This is a genomic window from Rhizobium sp. NLR8a (genome assembly GCF_019685235.1).
Lineage (GTDB): Bacteria > Pseudomonadota > Alphaproteobacteria > Rhizobiales > Rhizobiaceae > Rhizobium.
On sequence record NZ_JABDWI010000014.1, the window covers coordinates 115,438 to 136,961 of the forward strand.

At 61.6% G+C, this 21,524-nt stretch carries 15 protein-coding genes; 6 read left to right on the forward strand and 9 right to left on the reverse strand.

What is annotated here, in order from left to right; all coding sequences use genetic code 11:
• Nucleotides 1-62: 62 nt before the first annotated feature.
• The gene (locus HJC04_RS25175) at nucleotides 63-1,946 is read right to left on the reverse strand and encodes a HAMP domain-containing methyl-accepting chemotaxis protein (protein WP_221147381.1); all 1,884 of its coding nucleotides are present in this window, start codon (nucleotides 1,944-1,946) and stop codon (nucleotides 63-65) included.
• A gap of 197 nt (nucleotides 1,947-2,143) precedes the next feature.
• On the opposite strand from HJC04_RS25175, the gene HJC04_RS25180 reads away from it, so the two are divergent.
• Both HJC04_RS25180 and HJC04_RS25185 read left to right on the forward strand, forming a co-directional pair.
• Nucleotides 2,144-2,854, forward strand: a complete 711-nt coding sequence (locus HJC04_RS25180) for a DUF4272 domain-containing protein (protein ID WP_221147382.1) — start codon at nucleotides 2,144-2,146, stop codon at nucleotides 2,852-2,854.
• A 160-nt stretch (nucleotides 2,855-3,014) separates the two neighbouring features.
• Complete coding sequence (locus HJC04_RS25185; RefSeq protein WP_221147383.1) at nucleotides 3,015-4,058, forward strand: magnesium and cobalt transport protein CorA; 1,044 nt, start codon at nucleotides 3,015-3,017, stop codon at nucleotides 4,056-4,058.
• Here the strand turns inward: HJC04_RS25185 and HJC04_RS25190 are convergent, their stop codons facing one another.
• The 3 genes from HJC04_RS25190 to HJC04_RS25200 form a co-directional block, all read right to left on the reverse strand.
• On the reverse strand, nucleotides 4,059-4,832 hold the full coding sequence (locus tag HJC04_RS25190) for a phosphotransferase enzyme family protein (protein WP_221147384.1): 774 nt from the start codon (nucleotides 4,830-4,832) through the stop codon (nucleotides 4,059-4,061).
• Between the two features lie 10 nt (nucleotides 4,833-4,842).
• Nucleotides 4,843-5,724, reverse strand: coding sequence for an MBL fold metallo-hydrolase (locus HJC04_RS25195; protein WP_210631829.1), 882 nt, complete (start codon nucleotides 5,722-5,724; stop codon nucleotides 4,843-4,845).
• A gap of 70 nt (nucleotides 5,725-5,794) precedes the next feature.
• Nucleotides 5,795-6,157 carry a hypothetical protein gene (locus HJC04_RS25200; RefSeq protein ID WP_221147385.1) on the reverse strand — a complete coding sequence of 121 codons (363 nt, stop codon included), beginning with the start codon at nucleotides 6,155-6,157 and terminating at the stop codon, nucleotides 5,795-5,797.
• A 269-nt stretch (nucleotides 6,158-6,426) separates the two neighbouring features.
• Between HJC04_RS25200 and HJC04_RS25205 the strand changes: the two genes are divergently transcribed.
• From HJC04_RS25205 to glgB, 3 genes are read left to right on the forward strand one after another with little or no spacing between them, the layout of a single operon-like run.
• Nucleotides 6,427-9,654, forward strand: a complete 3,228-nt coding sequence (locus HJC04_RS25205) for an alpha-1,4-glucan--maltose-1-phosphate maltosyltransferase (protein ID WP_221147386.1) — start codon at nucleotides 6,427-6,429, stop codon at nucleotides 9,652-9,654.
• Entirely contained in the window at nucleotides 9,655-12,936 is a 3,282-nt protein-coding gene (gene treS / locus HJC04_RS25210) for a maltose alpha-D-glucosyltransferase (RefSeq protein WP_221147387.1), read from the forward strand. It begins immediately after the preceding gene.
• Complete coding sequence (gene glgB / locus HJC04_RS25215; protein ID WP_210631833.1) at nucleotides 12,933-15,137, forward strand: 1,4-alpha-glucan branching protein GlgB; 2,205 nt, start codon at nucleotides 12,933-12,935, stop codon at nucleotides 15,135-15,137. Before treS ends, glgB begins: the two co-directional genes overlap by 4 nt.
• Before the next feature lie 21 nt (nucleotides 15,138-15,158).
• Here glgB and HJC04_RS25220 read toward each other — a convergent pair whose 3' ends face one another.
• Together HJC04_RS25220 and HJC04_RS25225 are read right to left on the reverse strand one after the other, a co-directional pair.
• On the reverse strand, nucleotides 15,159-16,787 hold the full coding sequence (locus tag HJC04_RS25220) for a thiamine pyrophosphate-dependent enzyme (protein WP_221147388.1): 1,629 nt from the start codon (nucleotides 16,785-16,787) through the stop codon (nucleotides 15,159-15,161).
• 25 nt (nucleotides 16,788-16,812) lie between these two features.
• Entirely contained in the window at nucleotides 16,813-17,991 is a 1,179-nt protein-coding gene (locus HJC04_RS25225) for an amino acid aminotransferase (RefSeq protein ID WP_221147389.1), read from the reverse strand.
• A 153-nt stretch (nucleotides 17,992-18,144) separates the two neighbouring features.
• Between HJC04_RS25225 and HJC04_RS25230 the strand changes: the two genes are divergently transcribed.
• On the forward strand, nucleotides 18,145-18,612 hold the full coding sequence (locus HJC04_RS25230) for an Lrp/AsnC family transcriptional regulator (RefSeq protein WP_210631836.1): 468 nt from the start codon (nucleotides 18,145-18,147) through the stop codon (nucleotides 18,610-18,612).
• An 18-nt stretch (nucleotides 18,613-18,630) separates the two neighbouring features.
• Here the strand turns inward: HJC04_RS25230 and HJC04_RS25235 are convergent, their stop codons facing one another.
• From HJC04_RS25235 to HJC04_RS25245, 3 genes are read right to left on the reverse strand one after another with little or no spacing between them, the layout of a single operon-like run.
• Nucleotides 18,631-19,392, reverse strand: a complete 762-nt coding sequence (locus tag HJC04_RS25235; protein WP_210631837.1) for an ABC transporter ATP-binding protein — start codon at nucleotides 19,390-19,392, stop codon at nucleotides 18,631-18,633.
• Nucleotides 19,389-20,429, reverse strand: a complete 1,041-nt coding sequence (locus tag HJC04_RS25240) for an iron ABC transporter permease (protein WP_221147390.1) — start codon at nucleotides 20,427-20,429, stop codon at nucleotides 19,389-19,391. Before HJC04_RS25240 ends, HJC04_RS25235 begins: the two co-directional genes overlap by 4 nt.
• Nucleotides 20,426-21,451, reverse strand: a complete 1,026-nt coding sequence (locus HJC04_RS25245) for an ABC transporter substrate-binding protein (protein WP_210631839.1) — start codon at nucleotides 21,449-21,451, stop codon at nucleotides 20,426-20,428. Before HJC04_RS25245 ends, HJC04_RS25240 begins: the two co-directional genes overlap by 4 nt.
• Nucleotides 21,452-21,524 lie beyond the last annotated feature (73 nt).

The following is a 21,524-nucleotide window of genomic DNA, read 5'->3' on the forward strand; positions in this document are numbered from 1 at the left end:
GGCGCCTTCATGTTCTGTTTGGAAAATCTGCCGGCCCGAGGGAGCCGGTCATTTCGCCCGGTTCAACGGCGTGCCGCCACCGCATGGATGGCCCCACGGCCGATGGGCTGGGCCATGGATTTTGCCGTCGAGCGGAGGGCTGCGGAATGGCTGGAGACCACCTCGTCGAGCCTGAACTGTGCGACAAGTTCGCGAAGCTTCTGGGCCTCCTGCGCCAGTGAATCGGATGCTGCAGTCGATTCTTCCACCATCGCTGCGTTCTGTTGTGTGGTCTGGTCCATCTGATTGACCGCGACGTTCACTTCGCTCAGTCCGATCGACTGTTCTTTCGCAGAGGTGGCGATCGAATCCATGTGGTGATTGATCTGTGTGATGAAGCCGCCGATGGTCTTCAAGGCCTGGCCGGTATCGCGCACCAGCTTGACGCCGCTTTCCACTTCCCTCGATGAGTTCTGGATAAGCCCCTTGATTTCCTTGGCAGCGCCGGCAGAGCGCTGTGCGAGTTCGCGCACTTCCTGGGCGACGACCGCAAAACCCTTGCCGGCTTCGCCGGCTCTCGCCGCTTCGACGCCGGCATTGAGGGCAAGAAGGTTGGTCTGGAATGCGATTTCGTCGATGACGCCGATGATGTTGGAAATCTGCTGCGACGAGGCCTCGATGCGTTCCATCGCTTCCTCCGCATGGGAGACGACTTCCGCCGAAATCCCGGCGCTCCGGTTTGCCTCGGTGGCGACTGCGCGCGTCTCCTCGGTCCGCTTGCTGGAGTTCGACACGTTCGCTGTGATTTGTTCTAATGCGGCCGCCGTTTCTTCGAGCGAGGCCGCCTGCTGCTCTGTCCGTTTCGAAAGATCACCGGCGCCCGAGGAGATTTCCCGGGTGCCTTCGTCGATCGTGCCGATGCTTTCGGAGATTGCTCTCAGCGTCGCGCCAAGCTGCGTGACCGACTGGTTGAAGTCATGGCGGAGTGCTTCAAACTCGGGGGCGAAGGCCTCATTGAGCTGGAAAGCGAGATCGCCCGAAGCGAGCCGTTTCAGACCGGCGGCCAGACCGGAAGTGGCGATGCGCAACCGCTCTGATGCGTCGGCTTCCGCCTGCATCTGCGCCGCAACACGATCTGCCTCCGCCCTGTTGCGGTTCTCCTCGGCTTCCACCGCCAGGCGCTTGTTCGCAATCGCGGCCTGGCGGAAAATCTCCACCGCTCCCGCCATCAATCCGATTTCGTCGGCGCGATCGGCAAAAGGAATTTCCGAGCCGGTGTCGCCTTCGGCGAGATGCCGCATCGAGGCGGTGATGTTGGTAATCGGATTGGCGATGCTCTTCAGTACGAAGACGATCGCGCCGAGAACGAGCAATCCCGCAAAGGCGATCGTTGCAAGGAGGTAGGATTCGATGGAGGCGAAGGTCTCCTTGCTGAGATCGGCAGCCTTCTTGCTGCCGCTGACGTTCAATTCGACCAGGGCCGCCGTGGCCTCCTTGAGCTTGTCCGAATAGGAACGCATCTCGCCGCCCAGATATTGGCCAGCTTCTTCGGTCTTGTTTGCACGGGAAAGAGCAAGCAACTGCGAACTGCTGGCGACGTAGCCTTCGACACTTTCTTTGATCGTCTTGATCAGATCCCGCTCGCGATCGGATGAAGCCAGCTGAAGATAAGCGTCTGCCGATTTGCGAGTTGCATCTTCGGCGGCCTTAATGGCCTCTTCACGGGATTTCTTCTCTGCTTCCGCCTGGACGATAATGTGATCGCGGTAAGCGAGGCGCAAATTTGTCATGGCGAGGCTGATCGCTTGCGAAGCCTGCACGCTCGGCAGCCAGTTGGCGGCGATTTCTTCGGTGGAGCCGTTCGTCTTTTGCAGGCCGTCGACCGCGAGATAGGCAACGAGCCCGAAAAGGAGAGCTATGCCGCTGAAAATGAACAGCAAACTCGATTTAATGTTTGGACGGCGCATCAAAGTCCCCATCGAACAGTCCGGTGTCGTGCCGGTTTGACCAGGCATGTTTGTAACGGAAAAAATTTAACGATGTGTTCCGGAGTGTAAAACGCCGTTTACCAGTTTACGCGAAACTCGCCGCCCTCTTCGTGTTCAGATTCCCGCTCCAACCGGAAAACGCTTAATCGACGGCTCAGGGACAATAGGAGCCAGACATGGTGAAGCGCATATTTTCCGCCCTTCTTGCGTTGGTCCTGCCGGTACAGGCAGCCGTTTCTCAACCCCCTGATGACGCACAGGCACGCAAAGCCCGGTCTGTCGCCCAGCTTCAGTCGGAAGGCGTGCCGACCATCGATCATCTGCCGTCCATCGAGGCAGAGAGCGACAGTACCCGCCGCGATAAAAGAGCAGTCGTTCAGCGCGCTATCGCGCTTGCGATCGTTGCCGTAAAAGGCGAGACTGGTGATCACTCGATGGGCCAGGCTCTCATCCGGCAATTCGATGCAGCAAGTTTCTTCACCCCCAAGGAACAGGCGTTCATGGACGACCCCGATCCTTCGGAGCAGGACCGGGTGAACTTCGCTTGGCGCTATGAGGGCGTGCACGTCATGTTATGGGCGCTCGGGATCACGGCCGATCTCGAACGTCCCGACCATATTTGCGATGTGCCATCCATCGCCGGGACGCTTCGCGAACTCGGCACCGACGGGCTGATGCGCCGCGCCAGGCTGCGTCCGCAGAAAGAACTGCTCGACGCCGCCGACCTGATCTACCGCTACGATTGGGCGGTCGTGAATGCACGGCTGAAGGGCGAGGAGGCGCCGGCCGGACTGGACAAGGGCGTGGTTTACGAGCGCCACTACGCCCTCAACTGGCTGATCGGTTACCTGAATCAGGACTGGGATGATATTTCCACCGATACGTGACGAGTGTGGACTTCCTGCCCAAGTCGAGGATTGAGGCGGGGGAGTCGGCCCCCGTGCCGAAGTGGATGCATGTTTTGCGAAATGGCATTATGATCGGCGCATCGCCTGACCGGCGTTGGTTTCGGACACGTGATCCGCAGGACGGGGAGGACGGCAGGATTTGGAACGGCTGAAGGATCTGGACAGTGTTTCCGCGCGGGTTGGCAGCGGGTCGGCGTCGTCTCCCTACGAGCGGCGCGGCGTCGTGGCCGCAGCCGTATACCAGCATGGGCAGCGCATTCGCGACATCAGGATAGAGGAGGCTGGCGAATGGCGGAACCGGGAGGATGCGATCGTCTGGATCGGCCTGCACGAGCCGGATGAAGTGCTGCTGCACCAGATCCAGGCCGAATTCAATCTCCATCCGCTGGCGATCGAGGATGCGGCGCAGCCGCACCAGCGTCCGAAGCTGGAGATTTACGGTGACGCGATGTTCATCGTCGCCCGGACCGCCCATATGAAGGATGGCGAGATCATCTTCGGCGAAACGCATCTGTTCGTTGGCCGCGGTTATGTCGTCTCCGTTCGCCACGGAGAATCGTCTTCCTATCTGGCCGTCAGGCAGCGATGCGAGGCGACGCCCGCCGCCCTTGCCCATGGCGAGAACTACATTCTCTATTCCATCCTCGACTTCATCGTCGACAACTACATGCCTGTTATCGAGGTGGTGCAGGAGGAGGTCGAGATGCTCGAGGATCTCGTGCTGCGCGAACAGCTGGGAAAATCCGACATCGAGCGGCTTTACATGCTGCGGCGCAAGCTTCTGCGGCTGCGCAACGCAGTAGTGCCGCTCGTCGACGTCTGCCGGCGATACGAGCATATCGATCTTCCCGGCATGGATCCGACGCTGCAATCGCTGTTCCGCGATGTGACCGATCACGTGCGCCGGGTTCAGGAGGATATCGACGCGTTGCGCGAGGTGCTCGCTTTCGCCTTCGAGGCCAGCGTGATGATCGGCCAGACGGAACAGACGGCAATCGCCCGCAAGCTCGCTGCCTGGGCGGCGATTCTCGCTGTTCCCACCGCGATCGCCGGCATCTACGGCATGAATTTCAGCGACATGCCGGAATTAAAATTCCAATATGGCTATTTCGTCGTGTTGGGCGTCATCGTCGTCCTGTGCCTCAGCCTTTTCGGCTTCTTCCGCCGGCGAAAGTGGCTTTAGTCAGGACAGCGCTTTCAGCAGCCGATTTCGGTGTATCCCGATATAGCCGATGTCGTTCAGATAGAGCCTGGCGTCTCCTGCATCGACGTCTTCCGCGAAGGTCTCGTCGCCGGCCGCAGCCTTTGCCAACATGAAATCGGCAAGGGCTTGGAGCCGCGTGCAGACCATTTCGGGAAGCCCACGCCGTTCTGCCATCGTCGCGCCATAGGCGGTGCAGAAGATTTCCGCCCGCCGCAGTTGCTCGTCGAGACCGAATGCCACGGAGGCATTGGCAGGATCGGAGAGGGGCGCCCAGCGATAGACCGCATAGGCGAGATCCCAAAGGCGCGGGGCGGGATGGGCAGTGTCGAAATCGACGATCCCGACAGCTTCCTGATCGACGGTGGCGACATTGTAGGGCGCAAAGTCTCCGTGACAGACGATCTCCCGCGGCTCCTGCGGCGGCAGCATCCATATCTGAGCATCGTCATCCGATTCCAGAAAGCCTTGAGATGCTCTATGAAAATCGCGCAGAAGTCTTGCTGCGGAAATCAGCATGCGCTCCGATCCGACAAGGGGATCACTGAGGTCTTCGCAGACGCGCCCGTCGACATAGCTGACGACCTCCTGATCGTCGCCGATAATTTGAATGGGCTGCGGAGCCGCCGGGAAGCCGTTGCTTCTGAGATGGCGCAAGAACCGGTGCGTGGTCGGCGTCCATGCTCCTGATGGTCTGATGACGGTATCGCCGTCGCGCCAGATCTGCCCGGTTCGACCGCCCTCCAATAATTCCACGCATGGCCTCCTACGCAGATTTCAGTTTTTCGATATGGGCCTGAACCGTAGCGCCAAGGTTCGTCTCATGGCAGTTCCGGTAGAACGCCGCCGTGTCCGACGGCATCCCGTTGGGAATGGCGACGAAGTCGTCAAGCCGGAAACCACTTGTACTGCCGAGTTGCGGGTCAGCCAGCTGGCTTTCACTCAGGGCGCCGACGCGAACGGCCAAGTCTTGGAAATAAGCGAGGTTCTCGTCCACTGCCGAAGGCGTCGATGTTCTGCCGTGTGCGGGAATGACCAGTTTCGCATCAAGGTCACGGATAAGCCTGAGTGAGGAGCGGATCTGGCGAAGATCATCGGCACTCCTGCTCCAGACTTCGGGAATGGGATATTCCACCGCGTCGACGGCGAGGCAGATGCGGAGTTCCGGAATCCAGACGGCGATATGGTCAGGCGTGTGTCCCGGCGTGTGAATGAGTTCCAGCGTCAGATCGCCGCCGTTAAGGACCATCGAGCCGGAGAAGGTGATATCCGGGCCGATAAGTTCGACGTTCGCAAACCGCGTTTCCTGTCTCGCCTTGTCCTTCAGGATCTGCTGCGTAGAGGCATCACGCAGACGGTCGAGCGCGGCGGCATGCGCGATGATCGGAGCACGCCCTGAAACCGCAGTGTTCCCCCAGAAGTGATCCCAATCCATATGCGAATTGACGACGATCAGCGGGCGATCCTCGCCTCTGTCCCCAACCAGATCGAGCGCAATCCGGCACAGTTCCGGCGTGCCGAGCGTATCGATCAGGACATTGAACCTCTCGGTCCGCACAAACACGGCATCGACCTCGTCTCCCGCCCGGAGGATAATGATGCGCTCGTCAAGTCCGGGATAGGAGCACAATTCTACCGCTGGGTTCACGTCTGCCCGCCTTCGCTGCAATCGCAGTGATATCATCTACTACATCAAATCTCGTTTGGATGCTCGCCCTCTAAGGGCTTCCCGATTTCCGCTCCACCGGCACTGGCACATCCCACCGTTCCATCACGGCGTTCGGCACAGCGGCCGCGCAGATCACTATAACGCTGGGCTTCGAGCGGCCGAGGCTCTTCGGCGTCCATCGTGCCTGCAGGGGCACCGCGCATCGGGGCACAAGCACCTTCGCATTGGGTTCTAGCACGTTCCACTGCTCGTGCGCCTTGGCGTTCTCCTGTGCGATGAAGCGCCTGGCCTTTTCGCGGATTTCGAACAGGCCGTGCTTATCCGGCGTCGAGCGATCGGTCTCGATGCTCCAGGAGGCGAGGCAGGGTATGCAAGCCGTGAGGGCGGTGATGAAGACTATTGATCGAAGCATTGATGGGCTCTCAACCGCTCGAGATTTCCGGATCGGAAACAGTCGGACGATCTTTTATCGCATGGCGGCAATATCTCTACCGGCAAATCGTGAGGACTTCCTTCTCTCGCTGAGCGAGATCGGCCTGCCGGATCACGTCGTCTCCCACCTCGCGCGCAGGCGCGTTCAGCCTTTAGCCATGTGCCCCATGCAGCCGTGAATTGACGGTTTGAGTGGAACAACCTCCGCCAAAAGAAGTTTGCCTGAAAAGCAACACGAGGCGGCGGCCGATGTTACTCTCTGCGAAGCAGGGTGCGTTCAGCACCCCACCCCGGATCTATTATGTCAACCCGCTACTTCTCCAAGGCATCGATGCATGGCGCGAGGTTTTCGACCATGCGGCGGATACTGGCTTTGAGTATGTTCTGACGGCGCCGCTCTTCGACCGAGGCGGGGACTGCAGCGTCTTTACCTCCCGGGATTTCGATCGGCTCGATCCTGAACTGCAGCTCGGAAGCGCGGTCGATGATGGGATATCGCGCCTGTCGGAGGCCGCTGACAAGAGCGGCGTCGGCCTGATGATGGACCTGATGCTCGACGGGAAAGTCGGCGATGCGCAAGTGGGCTTTCGTCCGATCGATCCTCGACGCTCGCCGCTCGATCCGGCGGAGCCGATGAACACGATCGGGTCCGAGCGGCAATTGCGTTTGTTGGGGGAGTGGACCGAACGGCTGTGGCGGCTGTCCGGGCTCGGCCTCTCCGGCTACCGAGTGCTCGGGATCGATCGCGCTGAACCGGCGCTTTTCAAATCGCTGATCGCTGCGGTGCGCGAGAAGGCTGACGCGCAATTCCTCGCCTGGACGCCCGCCACCGACTTTGCGGTAAGAAGAGGGATCGCGGATGCGGGCTTTTCTGGATGTTTTTCATCGATGGCCTGGTGGGATCTCGACGAGAGATGGTTCGTCGAGGAGCATCGCGTTCAGGAGGCGCTCGGCTGGCAAATTGCCTTTCCCGAACCGCCCTTTGCCAGACGGATTGCGCATGGGACCGAGAGCCGTGAAATTCTCGAGCGGCGTGCCGTCAGAGCGCTGCGGCTCGCCGCCTCGCTCGGCGGCGGCCTCATGGTTCCGATTGGTTTCGAATATGGTGCGGCGACGCCGCTCGATCCAACCCACGGCGATGGTTCGGGGCTGCGGAAGCTGCGCCATGATCTCGCCTTCGACATCTCCTCTGAAATACGTGCCGCCAATGCCGAGATCGGCAGGCCCGGCCACGCGCGCGCTCCGTCGCTTCGCCTGATCCGCAACGCCAACGGGCCGGTCTCCGCGCTTGTGCAATCCGAGGAGCAGGATCTCCGCAGTGCATCGAATGTGCGGTTCGTCCTGATTAACCGGGACCTCCGGAGAAGCGCGCCCGCGCCGATGACGGCGCTTCGCGAGGCGGTGTCCGGCTATCTTCCCGTCGCGGCCGATGGCGCAATCCTGCGCCTGCGGGCCGGGGAGACGCGGATCATCGGAGCCAGAGCGCCGGAGCCGATCACATCCCGACCCGCCCTCGACGTCGAGCAGGCGATCGCTTCGCCGCGGCTTGCCATCGAAAACATCATGCCGCGGGTCGATGACGGACGCTTTCCTGTCAAGCGGGTGGTCGGCGAGACCGTCACCGTCGAGGCCGATCTATTCGCCGACGGTCACGACCCGATCGCGGCCGTCCTGCTCTGGCGGCCGCACGACGCCATGGCGGAGTGGAACGAGACTGAGATGCAGCTGGTCGAGAACGACCGCTGGCGCGCCGAATTCCTGCTGGAGCGCATCGGACGCTACGAGTTCGCGGTCGAAGCGTGGAAGAATCCGTTCGCGATCTTCCGCTACGAACTGACCAAGAAGAACGATGCCAGGTTGGACCTGAAGCTGGAGCTTCAGGAGGGGTTGAACCTCGTGCGCGCCGCGAGGGCCGAAGCGCCGGCGGCACTCGGCGCCGACTTGCAGGCGCTCATCGACGGTCTGGAAAACGCCTCGGATGCCGAGCGCACGGCAATCCTGCTCGACCCCGAGACCTCCGAGTTGATGAACAAGGCTGACAGGCGGCCCTTCCGGCTTCGCTCCACGACAAGCGCCGTCGATGCTGAACGCAAGTCGGCGGCCTTCGCCAGCTGGTATCAGATCTTCCCGCGCTCACAGAGCGGCGATCCCAATCGGCACGGCACCTTCGACGACGTCATCCCGAGATTGTCTGCCATCCGCGACATGGGTTTCGACGTGCTCTATTTCCCGCCGATCCATCCGATTGGAACGACCAACCGAAAGGGACGCAATAACAGCCTGAAGGCAGCGCCTGATGATCCCGGAAGTCCCTATGCCATCGGTTCCGAGGAGGGCGGCCACGATGCCATTCATCCCGAGCTTGGCGATTTCGAGGATTTCGGCCGGCTGGTCGAGGAGGCGGGCCGGCATGGTTTGGAGATCGCGCTCGATCTCGCGATCCAGGCTTCGCCCGATCATCCCTGGCTGACGGAACATCCCGGCTGGTTCGACTGGAGGCCCGACGGCACGATCAAATATGCCGAGAACCCGCCGAAAAAGTACGAGGACATCGTCAATGTCGATTTCTATACGAAAGACGCGCTGCCCTCTCTGTGGGTGGAACTCAGGGATATTGTCCAGCTTTGGGTCGACCAGGGCGTCAAGCTGTTTCGGGTCGACAATCCGCACACAAAGCCATTTCCGTTCTGGGAATGGCTGATCGGCGATATCAGGGCGCGCCATCCCGACGTCGTCTTCCTGTCGGAAGCCTTCACCAAGCCGAAGGTCATGTACCGGTTGGCGAAGATTGGCTTCTCCCAGTCCTACACATACTTCACCTGGCGCAATACCAAGTGGGAGCTCGAGCAATATATGCGAGAGCTGACCGAGACGGCGCCGAAGGAATTCTTCCGCCCGCATTTCTTCGTCAACACCCATGACATCAATCCGGATTTTCTGCAGAACGCGCCGCGCCCGGCCTTCCTGATCCGCGCTGCACTCGCCGCGACGCTTTCCGGTCTGTGGGGCGTTTATAACGGCTTCGAACTCTGCGAGGGCCGTCCCGACGCCAAGCGCAAGGAATATGCCGACAGCGAGAAATACGAGATCCGCGCCTGGGATTACGACCGGCCGGGCAACATCATCGCCGAAATCAGGATGCTGAACCGCATTCGGAACGAAAATACCGCGCTGCATTCGCATCTCGGGCTGACGCTGCTGAACGCCTGGAATGACAACATCCTGTTCTTCGAGAAGGCGAGCCAAGCCCGCGACAATGTCTTGCTGATCGCGATCAGCCTTGACCCCCATAATTTTCAGGAAAGCGATGTCGAACTGCCGCTTTGGAAGTGGTCGTTGGATGATGGCAGCGCGCTCGACGCCGAGGACTTGGTCACGGGGCACCGGTTCAGGTGGAACGGCAAGCGGCAGAGAGTGGGTTTCAATCCTCAGATCCTGCCCTTTGCGATCTGGCGCGTTCGCGCAGCGGAGGCATGAATGGACACGATGAATCCCGGTAGCGTCGACCCGCTGCTCTGGTACAAGGATGCGATCATCTACCAGCTGCACATCAAGTCATTCTACGACGCCAATGGCGACGGCGTCGGCGATTTTGCCGGCCTGCACCAGAAGCTCGATCACGTCGCAGCGCTCGGCGTCAACGCGATCTGGCTTCTGCCTTTCTTTCCCTCACCGCGTCGTGACGACGGCTACGACATCGCCGACTACGGCAATGTCAGCCCGGATTACGGGACCATGGAGGATTTCCGCGCTTTCGTCGACGCCGCCCACCAGCGCAATATCCGTGTTATCATCGAGCTCGTCATCAACCACACCTCCGACCAGCATCCCTGGTTCCAGCGGGCACGTAATGCACCTGCGGGATCGCCGGAGCGGGATTTCTATGTCTGGTCGGACAGCGATCAGAAATTTCCGGAAACGCGCATCATCTTCCTCGACACGGAAAAATCGAACTGGACGTGGGATGCCGTCGCCGGCGCCTATTATTGGCACCGCTTCTATTCCCACCAGCCCGACCTCAATTTCGACAGCCCGCTTGTTATGGAGGAGCTGCTGAAGGTGATGCGCTTCTGGCTGGAGACCGGTATCGACGGTTTCCGCCTCGATGCGATTCCGTACCTCGTCGAGCGCGAGGGGACGATCAACGAAAACCTTCCCGAGACGCACGCAATCCTCAAGCGCATCCGTGCCGCCCTCGATGCCACTCATCCCGGCGTGATGCTGCTTGCCGAAGCCAATCAATGGCCGGAGGACACGCGCGAATATTTCGGCGAAGGCGACGAATGCCATATGGCGTTCCACTTCCCGCTGATGCCGCGCATGTACATGGCGATTGCCAAGGAAGACCGCTTCCCGATCACCGACATCCTGCGCCAGACGCCTGAAATCCCGGAGAATTGCCAATGGGCGATCTTCCTGCGCAATCACGACGAACTGACGCTTGAGATGGTCACCGACGCCGAGCGGGACTATCTCTGGGAGACCTATGCTTCCGACAAGCGCGCCCGCATCAATCTCGGCATCAGGCGGCGCTTGGCGCCGCTGATGGAACGCGATCGCCGGCGCATAGAGTTGATGAACGCGCTTCTTCTGTCGATGCCGGGGACGCCCGTTATCTATTACGGTGATGAGATCGGCATGGGCGACAACATCTATCTCGGCGACCGTGACGGGGTGCGGACGCCGATGCAATGGTCACCCGACCGCAATGGCGGCTTCTCCCGAACGGATCCGGCGCGCCTCGTCCTGCCGCCGATCGCCGATCCGCTCTACGGCTTCGAAGCTGTCAATGTCGAAGCCCAGAGCACCGATGCGCATTCACTGCTTAACTGGACGCGCAAGATGCTGGCGCTGCGCGGTCGGCATCCGGCCTTCGGACGCGGTTCGCTGCGTTTCCTCTCGCCTGAGAACCGCAAGATCCTGGCCTATCTCAGGGAATATGAAGGCGAGACGCTGATGTGCGTCGCAAACCTCTCGCGACTGCCCCAGGCGGTCGAGCTCGACCTCTCGGCCTTCGAGGGCCGCGTGCCGATCGAACTGACGGGCATGTCGCCCTTTCCGCCGATCGGGCAACTGACCTATCTCCTGACGCTGCCGCCCTATGGCTTCTTCTGGTTTCAGCTGGAGGCCGATGCCGATCCGCCGGCATGGCGTACTGCTCCGCCCGAACAGCTTCCCGATCTCGTGACGATGGTCCTCCGCCGCGGTCTGCTCGACCTCGTCGATGAACCGCGGCTGGGACGCGTCCTCAGCAACGAAATTCTGCCCGCCTACCTCTCCAAACGGCGGTGGTTCGGCGCAAAGGATCAGCCGCTTCAGGCGGCTCGACTGATTTCGGCAACGCCGATCCCCTATGCCGATGGGATCGTTCTCGGCGAGTTGGAGGTGGAGCTGCCGGATCACAGCGAATCCTATCAGTTGCCGCTGGCGGTCGCCTGGGATGATGCGCAACCCTCCGCTCTGACACAGCAGCTTGCGCTCGGGCGGGTTCGTCAGGGCAGGCGGGTCGGCTTCCTGACAGATGGGTTCGCGGTCGAGCCGATGGCGCGCGGTATCCTGCGCGGGCTGACCGACCGCTCGCGCATCACCGGACGTACCGGCACCCTCGAATTTCTCGGCACCGAGCGGCTCGACCGCCTACAGGTTACCGACGGCATGCCGGTTCATTGGCTATCGGCCGAACAATCCAACAGTTCGCTGATCGTCGGCGACGTCGCCATGATCAAGCTGATCCGGCACATCTTTCCGGGCGTCCATCCGGAAGTCGAGATGACGCGGTTTCTGACCTGCGCGGGTTACCATCACACCGCTCCACTCCTCGGCGAGGTCGCGCATACGGATTCCAGTGGGCGTCGCTCGACCTTGATCATCGTCCAGGGCGCGATCCGCAACCAGGGCGACGCCTGGAATTGGATGCTGAACAATCTGCGCCGCGCGGCCGACGAGCTCGTGTTGAACGATCCGGCGGTCGAGCCCGGCGACGACGTCTTCCGGCCGCTGATCAGCTTCGTTGCCATGGTCGGTATGAGGCTCGGCGAGTTACACGTCGTGCTCTCCGGGGAAAACGCGGACGAGGCTTTCAGCCCTGTGGTCGCTGGCGACGATGAGGTCGAGGCGATCAAGAAGGCGGTGGCGGGCGAAGTCGCCTATGCCATGTCGAAGCTTGCCGAGCGCGAGGAAAATGCCGAGCCCGCTATCGATCTGCTCGCCCGTCCGCTTCTGGAACGCCGCTCCGAACTGGTTGAACTTGGCGCGCGCCTGGCGGAGAGCGCCCGCGGCACGCTGATGACGCGTACGCATGGCGACTTCCATCTCGGTCAGATCCTGGTCAGTGAGGGCGACGCCGTCATCATCGATTTCGAGGGCGAACCCGCGAAAAACCTCGCTGAACGCCGCGCCAAGACGGTTCCGCTGCGCGATGTCGCCGGGCTTCTCCGGTCGCTCAGCTATCTCGTCGCCACCGCCCAGCTCGACAATGACGCAGTCACCGAACACGAAAACGAGGTGCGCCATGACGCCATCGCCCGTTTCGGGCGCAATGCCGAGCAGGCTTTTCTCGATGCCTATTGGCAGGCGGTCTCGGCCTCGAAGGCGCTCGCCATGCCGACCGAACAACGACGGAGGGTTCTCGATGCTTTTCTTCTCGAAAAGGCGGCATACGAAATCGCCTATGAGGCCCGCATCAGGCCGAAATGGCTGCCGATCCCGCTTGCCGGCCTTACCGAAATCGTATCGCGCTTAGCGGGGGTCGAGGCATGAATGTTGAACGCTCGGAACTTCTCGCCGGCATCGGACATGATGCGCTCTGGGCGCTGATCGAGGGACGCCATGGCGATCCCTTTTCGATCCTCGGCCCGCATGAAAGCGGCGGCATGACGATCGTGCGCGTCTATTTGCCGGGTGCCGAAGGCGTCGATCTCATCGAAGCGGCGAGCGGCAGGGTGGTGGCACCCTTCAGCATCGCTCACCCCTCAGGCTTGTTTGCGGCGGCGATGGGTTCGAGGATGCCCTACCGGTTGCGGATCACATGGCCGGATGGCGAGCAGATCACCGAAGATCCCTATAGTTTCGGACTTCTGCTTGGAGAGCTCGATCTCCACCTGATCTCCGAGGGCACGCATTATAGCCTGAGCCGGACGCTCGGCGCGGTTGAAATGTCGGTCGACGACGTCGCAGGTGTCCGTTTCGCCGTCTGGGCGCCGAATGCCCGCCGCGTTTCGGTTGTCGGCGATTTCAACGCCTGGGACGGGCGGCGAAACCCGATGCGGTTGAGGCAGTCCGCCGGCGTCTGGGAGCTGTTCGTGCCCCGGCTGGCGCCCGGCGAAAGATACAAGTTCGAGATCATCGATCCGCATGGAAACTGTTTGCCGCAGAAGGCCGATCCGGTGGCGAGAGCGAGCGAAGCTGCCCCGTCCACCGCTTCGATCGTCGCATCGTCGATGCGATTCCGGTGGACTGACGACAATTGGATGAAGGGCCGGTCGCGACAGCAAAGACTGGAAGGGCCGATCTCCGTCTACGAGGTGCATGCCGGTTCCTGGCTGCGGGAGAATGGCGGGCGGTCGCTCGACTGGGTCGAGCTCAGCCAGCGGCTCGTTCCCTATGTTCGCGATATGGGATTCACCCATATCGAGCTGCTGCCGATCATGGAACACCCCTTCGGCGGCTCCTGGGGGTATCAGCCGCTCGGCCTCTTCGCCCCGACCGGCCGTTATGGCACGCCTGAGGATCTCGCCTATTTCATCGACCGCTGCCATGGCGCCGGGATCGGCGTCATCCTCGATTGGGTGCCGGCTCATTTTCCCACCGACGTCTGGGGGCTCGCCCGCTTCGACGGCACCGCGCTCTACGAACACGAGGATCCGCGTGAAGGCTTTCACCGTGACTGGAACACGCTGATCTACAATCTCGGCCGCAACGAGGTGAAAGGCTTCCTGATCGCCAGCGCGCTGGAATGGCTCGAACGCTACCATATCGACGGATTGCGCGTCGATGCCGTCGCCTCGATGCTCTACCGCGACTACAGCCGCAACGAGGGGGAATGGATTCCGAACCGGTATGGCGGTCGTGAGAACCTGGAAGCGGTGGAATTCTTCAAGCACCTGAACAGCATCGTCCATGAGCGCTGCCCGCATGCGATGACGATCGCAGAGGAGTCGACCGCTTGGCCCGGCGTCACCAAGCCGCCGGAAGAGGGTGGGCTCGGTTTCGACATGAAGTGGAACATGGGCTGGATGCATGACAGCCTGAGCTATATCGAGAAGGACCCCGTCCATCGGAGCTACCATCACGGCACGATGACCTTCGGCATGATCTATGCCTATTCCGAACGCTTCATTCTGCCGATTTCGCACGACGAGGTGGTCTACGGAAAAGGCTCGCTGCTCGGCAAGATGCCGGGCGACGAGTGGCAGAAATTCGCCAATCTGCGGAGCTACCTCGCCTTCATGTGGGGCCATCCCGGCAAGAAGCTGATGTTCATGGGAGGCGAGATCGCTCAGCTCGGCGAGTGGAACCACGACGCCTCAATCAGCTGGGATGTGCTGGATCGGCCCGCGCATGCGGGAATCCAGCGGCTGGTCAAGGATCTGAACGGCTTCTACAAAGACGAGCCGGCATTGCAGTTCGGCGATTTCCATCACCAAGGCTTCGAATGGGCGGCGGCCGACGACGCGGTGAATTCAGTGCTCGGCATGCTGCGTTATGCCCCCGATCGCTCGTCCTCGGTTCTCGTCCTCTCGAACTTCACGCCGGTGCCCCGTTACGGCTACAGGATCGGCGTGCCGCAGGATGGCGTGTGGGTCGAACGGGTCACGACGGATGCGCGCGAATATGGCGGGTCCGGTCTCGTCAACGGCGCAGTGTCGAGCGAACCCGTGGCCGCCCATGGCAGGCCGCATTCCCTCGCGCTGACACTGCCACCGCTGGCGACGATATTTCTCAAGGGGCCGTCGCCGTGAAAAGGTCTCGGCCCCTTGCGGTCATTCGGCATGCGGAGCCGGATGAATGAAAGGCCAGGGACTCGCCTCAGATCCCCTTCCAACCGGAACTTCGATGAGAACGGGCTCGTCGAGTGCGAGTGCCTTCTCCAGCACCTCTCTCAATTCGCCGGGGCTTGTCGCCCGGAAGGATCGGATGCCGAAGCTCTCGCCAAGGACGACGAAATCGGGATTGGTCAGATCCGAGCCGAGAGTGCGGCCCTTGTAGATCTGCCTCTGGTCGCGCAGCACATTGCCGTAGGCTGAATTGTTGAAGACGATGGCGACGACGGCGATCTTGTGCTGGACGGCTGTGGCAAGTTCCTGGACGCCGAACATGAAGCCGCCATCGCCCGAAACGGAGACCACTGCCTTATCGGGATGGGCGACTTTCACGCCCAAGGCGGTGTTGAAGCCGAAACCGAGATTGTCCTGATAGCCGCATGTCACGTATTGGCGAGGGCCGTAGGTCGGGAAGGCAAAGCGGGCGGCAAAGCCAGTCTGGCTGATTTCCTCGACGAAGAAGCCGTCTTTCGGCAGGGCCTCGCGAATGGCTTCGAGATAGCCAAGCTGTGGCTGCACCGCCGAGAAACGAGATCTTGCTTCTTCATTGAGTTCGGCAAATTTGTCCCTGCGATCCCCTCGGAAGTACCCCGCCAGCGCGTCGGTAAGAGCCTGGGCCCCATCCTTGGCGTCCGAGACGATGCCGACATCCGGCTTGAGACGGACCATCTCGGTCGGATCGATATCGATGCGGATGATCTTGAGCCCCTTGGGAAGCCACTTCCAGCGCATGAACTGCAATTCGAGCCTGCTGCCGATCCCGATCAGCACGTCGACCTTCTTCCAGTATTCATAGGCGGCCACGAAATTCAGATAGTTCGGATGGTCGTCGGGCACGATGCCCTTGCCGGAGCGATGCGATGTCACCGGCGCCTGCAGCAATTCCGCTAACGCGGCGATCTCCGCGCCGGCATCCGCCGCGCCGCCGCCGACCATGATCATCGGATTGCTTGCGCTTGATATCAGTGCTGCCGCGGCTGCGATCTGATCGGGATCGACGGTTGGATGAGGCGCTCTCGCGCCAACGGGAATGTCGATTTCAGGGCCGGATTGTCCGAACACGTCCCAAGGGGCTTCGACCGCTCCCGGGCCCTGGCGGCCGGAGAGCATCTTGCCGACGACCGCCGCCATGACCGGACCGGCTTCGGACTGATGGTTGATGCGTTCTGCCGCCTTGGTAATCCCGCGCATCGTCGCAAGCTGATCCGGCAGTTCGTGCAGCTGTCCTCTGCCTCGGCCGATGAGGTGCGACATGATGTTGCCGGTGATGCAGAGCACCGGCGCGTTGGCGCCGTAAGCGGTGCAGAGGGCGGCGCCCGAATTGAGAACGCCCGGGCCGGGCACGACGGTATAGGCACCGATCCTGCCGGTGGATTTGGCATAGCCGTAGGCCATGTAGGCCGCGCCCTGTTCATGCCGGGTGTGGATGAACCGGATCTTGTCGCCGGCGTCGTAGAGGGCATCGTTGAAATCGTACATGTGGGCGCCGGGGATGCCGAAGACTGTATCGATCCCATGGGCGACAAGCGATCGGGTGATCGCCTGGCCGGTCGTTTCTTTCCTGTTCATTCAAAGGCTCCAATGGTGCGATCGGTTATGATTTCAGGCAGCCTTCGGCCCGGAGCGCCGCGACGATGGCGCCGGCATCGGCGGGCTGCATGCCGGCAAGGTTCATGCGCCCGGAATCCGCCATGTAGATGCCGTGGTTTGCCCTGAGCGCGACCGCCGTTTCCTTGCGCATGGAGAGATTGGAAAACAGGCCGCGCTGACGGCTGATGAAAGCCAGTTCGGGCGAGGCAGCAGCCAGCGCCGCGCGATTGCCGTTGATGCGCTCGCACATCTCTTCGAGTTCGGCGCGCCACATTGCCGTCATTTCCGGGTTTTCGAGAATGGCCCTGACGATGGCGGCCCCATGATCCGGCGGCATGGACCAGTTGACGCGGGCAAGCGCCGCCATGTTGCTTTCCGCCTTTCTGGCGTCATCGGCATGGCGAGCCACGACATACAGCGCGCCGACGCGTTCGCGATAGAGGCCGAAGTTCTTGTCGCAGGAATAGGCGATCAGCGCTTCCTCGACCGCATCGAGGATTATGCGCGTCGGTGCTGCATCTTGTTCAAGACCGTCGCCGAGCCCCTGATAGGCAAGATCGATGAAGGGCACGAGCCTGTGCGCAACGAGAAGTTGGGTAATCTCTCGCCACTGTTCCACGGTAAAATCGATACCCGTGGGATTATGGCAGCAACCGTGAAGCAGCACGACGTCGCCTTCCCCGGCGGAAGACAAAGCGGAGACCACGCTTTCGAACGTCACCTGCTGTGACGTCAGGTCGACGAAGGCATACTCCTTTACGTCCAAGCGTGCCGAAGCGAAGATCGGTGCATGGTTAGGCCAGCTCGGCGTTCCCAAGAGAACCTTTGCCGATGGATTTGCCGTTTGGATGAGTTCCGCGCCGAGACGGAGCGCGCCGCTGCCGCCCGGCGTCTGAATGCCGGCGAGCCGTTGGGCGAATTTCGGCGAGTTGCCGAAGATGATCGGCTCAAGCAGGCGCACGAATTGCAGATCACCCTCGGGGCCGAGATATTTCTTGCTGTCCTGGGTCTCCAGGAGAAACTGCTCCGCCGCCTTGACGGCCCGCATGACGGGCGTGCGTCCCATGGCATCGCGATAGACGCCGACGCCGAGGTCGATCTTTCCGGGACGATCGTCGGCCTGGAAGGCTTTGATGAGCGCGAGCAGGCTATCGGCCGGCCGGCTGTTCAGTTGGTCAAACACTGTCACCTCCACTTGCATGTCAGAGGCCGAAGATTAACGGAACTATCGCGACGAATTTCTGCGATTATCGTCCTGTTTAAGCGTAATTGTGCAGATAATCTGCGTCATATCGGTATAATACGCAGAAACTCACCGCAATCGAGGCCGATGACCATGCTGGACCCATTTGATATCAAACTGCTCGCCGCTCTCCAGCAGAACAGCGAACTGACGCAGAGCGAACTCTCTCAGAAGGTCAATCTCTCGGCGACCCAATGCGCCCGCCGTTTGGAAAGGCTGCGCAACGAGCAATATATTCAGAGCGTCGTCGCCATCCTCAATCCGGTGAAGCTGGGTTTCACCGTCGTCGCGCATACGCTCGTCAGCCTTCGCGCGCATACAGAAGGCGGAAACGAGCGGCTCCATCGTTTCATCGAGACTGCGCCGGAGATCCTGGAATGTTATTCGCAGACGGGTGACGCCGACTTTCTGATGAAGGTCATGACGCGCGACCTCGACCATCTCAGCCAGTTTCTCGAAAGAATGATCCGGGTCACCGACAATCTGGCGTCGGTGAAATCGAGCATCGTCCTGAAGACGATCAAAAAAACGACCGCTCTGCCGCTGCAGATCGTGACGTGAGGGCGGTTCCGGCCGCTTTCACCTGAGATAATGGATATGCGGGCGCGAATGATGGGGTGAAGCTTCGATGCGGGCTTCGACCGAAAAGACTTCGCGCAGCAGTTTCTCGCTCAACACGTCCTCTGGCGCGCCGGAGGCGACGATCCTGCCCTGCTGCATGATAATAAGCTCATCGCAGAACATGGCGGCATGGTTGAGATCGTGCAGCGCGACGATGCTGGTGATCGGCAGGCCGGAAACGAGCCGCATTAGGCCGATCTGGTGCTGAATGTCGAGATGATTTGTCGGTTCGTCGAGGATCAGCTCCTGCGGCGATTGGGCAAGCGCCCTGGCGATATGGGTGCGCTGCTTTTCGCCGCCCGACAGGCTCTGCCAGCGCTCGTCGCGCTTTTCGGCCATGCCGGCGCGTGCGAGTGCGGCCTCGACCGCCTCTTCGTCGGCTCTCGTCCAGCCCGAGAACATCGACCGGTGCGGGAAGCGGCCGAGCTTGACGACGTCGACGACCTTGAGGTTGGCGTTCGTCGTCGCGTGCTGCTCGACGAAGGCGATGCGCCGGGCGATCGACCGGCGGCTGATGGTACCGATATCGCTACCGGCGAGGATGACGCGACCCGAATGCGGCCGCTTCAGGCCGGCGAGAAGCCGCAGCAGCGAGGTCTTGCCCGATCCGTTTGGCCCGAGCAGGCCGAGCATCCGGCCGGGCTGCGCCTCCATGGAAACACCGTCCAGAATGGTCTTCCTGCCAATTTTCCAGGTGAGGTTGTCAGCCTTGATGCTCATGGCGCGCGCTGGAACCGGTAGAGGATGATTGAGAAGAAGGGCACGCCCACCAGCGCCGTGACGACGCCAATCGGCAGGATCTGGTTGGGAATGAGGGCGCGCGCGGCAATGTCTGCGAGCACCATGAAGATCGCTCCCGCGATGGCGCAGGCCGGCAGGAGACGGATATGCAGCGGCCCGACGACGAAGCGGGCGACATGCGGCACGACGAGGCCGACGAACCCGATCGAGCCGACCATGCTGACGATCGTCGCCGTCATCATCGCGGTCAGCGCGAAGAGCGCCATTCTGGCGCGGCTGACATTGACGCCGAGCGAGGACGCCGCTTCGTCGCCGAAAGCGAAGGCGTCGAGCACGCGGGCGTAGAGCAGACAGGCGGCGAGGCCGAAACCGACGACGATCGAGACCAGCGCGAATTCCGGCCAGCGCACGCCGCTGAAGCTGCCGAGCAGCCAGAACATGACGTCGCGGGCCTGTTGCGCGTTGGCCGAGGTGGTGACGATATAGGAGGTGGAGGCGTTGAAGAGCTGCGATGCGGCGACACCGGCAAGGATGGTGCGGTCCGCGCCGCCGCGCGTGCCGTTCGACAGCAGCGCCACGAAGAAGAAGGCCGCGAAGGCGCCGGCGAAGGCGCCTGCTGAGAGCGATACAGCGCCCGCGCCGACGCCCAAGATGACGATCGCGACGGCGCCGGTGGAGGCTCCGGCGGAGATGCCGAGCACATAGGGTTCGGCCAGCGGATTGCGCAGCAGCGACTGCATGATGGCGCCCGACAGCGCCAGTCCCGCGCCGCAGAAGGCGGCGACGAGCGCGCGGCTGAGCCGATAGTCCCAGATGACGGTCTCATGGATGCGGTTCAGCTCGACCGCGGTCCAGCCGAGCCGGTTGGTGACGGCCGAAAAAGTGGTCGCAAGCGGGATCGGCAGGTCGCCGATCCCGACGCTGACGCCAATGGCGACAGCGATGAGGCAGAGGGAAGCGAGCAGCAGTGCGGTGACCGCTCCCAGCCGCCGGAAGAGACGGCCTGCGTTGGTCACTTCAGCAGACCAAGGGCCTTCAATTGCTCGGCAACCTGCTCGGCGCCGTAGATCGTGCGGATGGTCGGATTCATCGCCTGGCCGTCCATCACGACGAGAGCCTTGTTCTTGACGGCCGGGATCTGGCTGACGGCCGGATCGGTGTTCAGGAAGTTGATCTTGGCCTCGGGCTTGTCGAGCTCCCAGCGGTTGCGGTCGAGGCTGGCGACGACGATGACGGCGGGATTGGAGGCGATGATGCCTTCCCAGCCGACGGTCGGCCATTCGGCGTCCGCGGTGATCGCATTGTGGCCGCCAAGCAGGTCGGCGATGAAGCCGGAAGCGCTGTACTTGCCGCCGACATAGGCATCGGCCGAGGGGCTGGGGCTGGAGAACCAGAAAACGTAGGAGAGGTTCTGGCCGTCCTTGGCAACGCTGCCGCGGAGCTTGGCTTCACGCGCCTTGAAATCGGCGATCAGCGCCTGGCCGCGATCGGCGACATCGAAAATCTGCGAGAGTTCGTCGATCTCCCTGTAGAGCAGATCCATGTTCCATGGCTCGCCGCGGCTGCCGTACTGGTCCTTGACATCCTTGGTGCTGAGGCAGGTGCTCGGCGAGAGATAGGTTGAAACGCCGACCTTGTCGAAATCCTCGCGCTTGGCGATCTTGCTGTTCGGGCCGACGAGGCTCGGCAGGGCGACGGCCACGAAATCGGGATTTTCGGCAAGCATGGATTCGAAGGTCGGCATCTCCACGGTGAGGAGCTTGACCTTGGCATTGGCTTCGGCGAGTTGCGGCAGGACCTTGCTAGGCCAGAAGGCGGTGCCGACCATCTTGTCCTGGAGGCCGAGCAGCAGCAGGATTTCCGCGCTGTTCTGCCCAAGCCCGATCGCCCGCTCGGGCGCTTTCTTGAAGGTCACCTGCGCGCCGCAGTTTTCGAGCGTCAGCGGGTAGGTTGTCGAACCGGCGAATGACGGGGCTGCGGCAAGGCCGATCAGGGCGGAGAGGCCGCAGGCGGCCAGAAGTGATTTGAGGCTGGTCACGAAGAAAATCCCGGTGCGTGAATATATGCGGCCGGGGTATAGCCACAGGAACGATCGGAAAACAAGACAAAAA

Excerpts from the sequence above, each read along its gene's own strand:
- HJC04_RS25205 (WP_221147386.1), top strand. The coding sequence starts at position 6,427 with ATGTTACTCTCTGCGAAGCAGGGTGCGTTCAGCACCCCACCCCGGATC.
- HJC04_RS25175 (WP_221147381.1), bottom strand. The coding sequence starts at position 1,946 with ATGCGCCGTCCAAACATTAAATCGAGTTTGCTGTTCATTTTCAGCGGC.
- treS (WP_221147387.1), top strand. The coding sequence starts at position 9,655 with ATGGACACGATGAATCCCGGTAGCGTCGACCCGCTGCTCTGGTACAAG.
- HJC04_RS25180 (WP_221147382.1), top strand. The coding sequence starts at position 2,144 with ATGGTGAAGCGCATATTTTCCGCCCTTCTTGCGTTGGTCCTGCCGGTA.
- HJC04_RS25200 (WP_221147385.1), bottom strand. The coding sequence starts at position 6,157 with ATGCTTCGATCAATAGTCTTCATCACCGCCCTCACGGCTTGCATACCC.
- HJC04_RS25220 (WP_221147388.1), bottom strand. The coding sequence starts at position 16,787 with ATGAACAGGAAAGAAACGACCGGCCAGGCGATCACCCGATCGCTTGTC.
- glgB (WP_210631833.1), top strand. The coding sequence starts at position 12,933 with ATGAATGTTGAACGCTCGGAACTTCTCGCCGGCATCGGACATGATGCG.
- HJC04_RS25230 (WP_210631836.1), top strand. The coding sequence starts at position 18,145 with ATGCTGGACCCATTTGATATCAAACTGCTCGCCGCTCTCCAGCAGAAC.
- HJC04_RS25235 (WP_210631837.1), bottom strand. The coding sequence starts at position 19,392 with ATGAGCATCAAGGCTGACAACCTCACCTGGAAAATTGGCAGGAAGACC.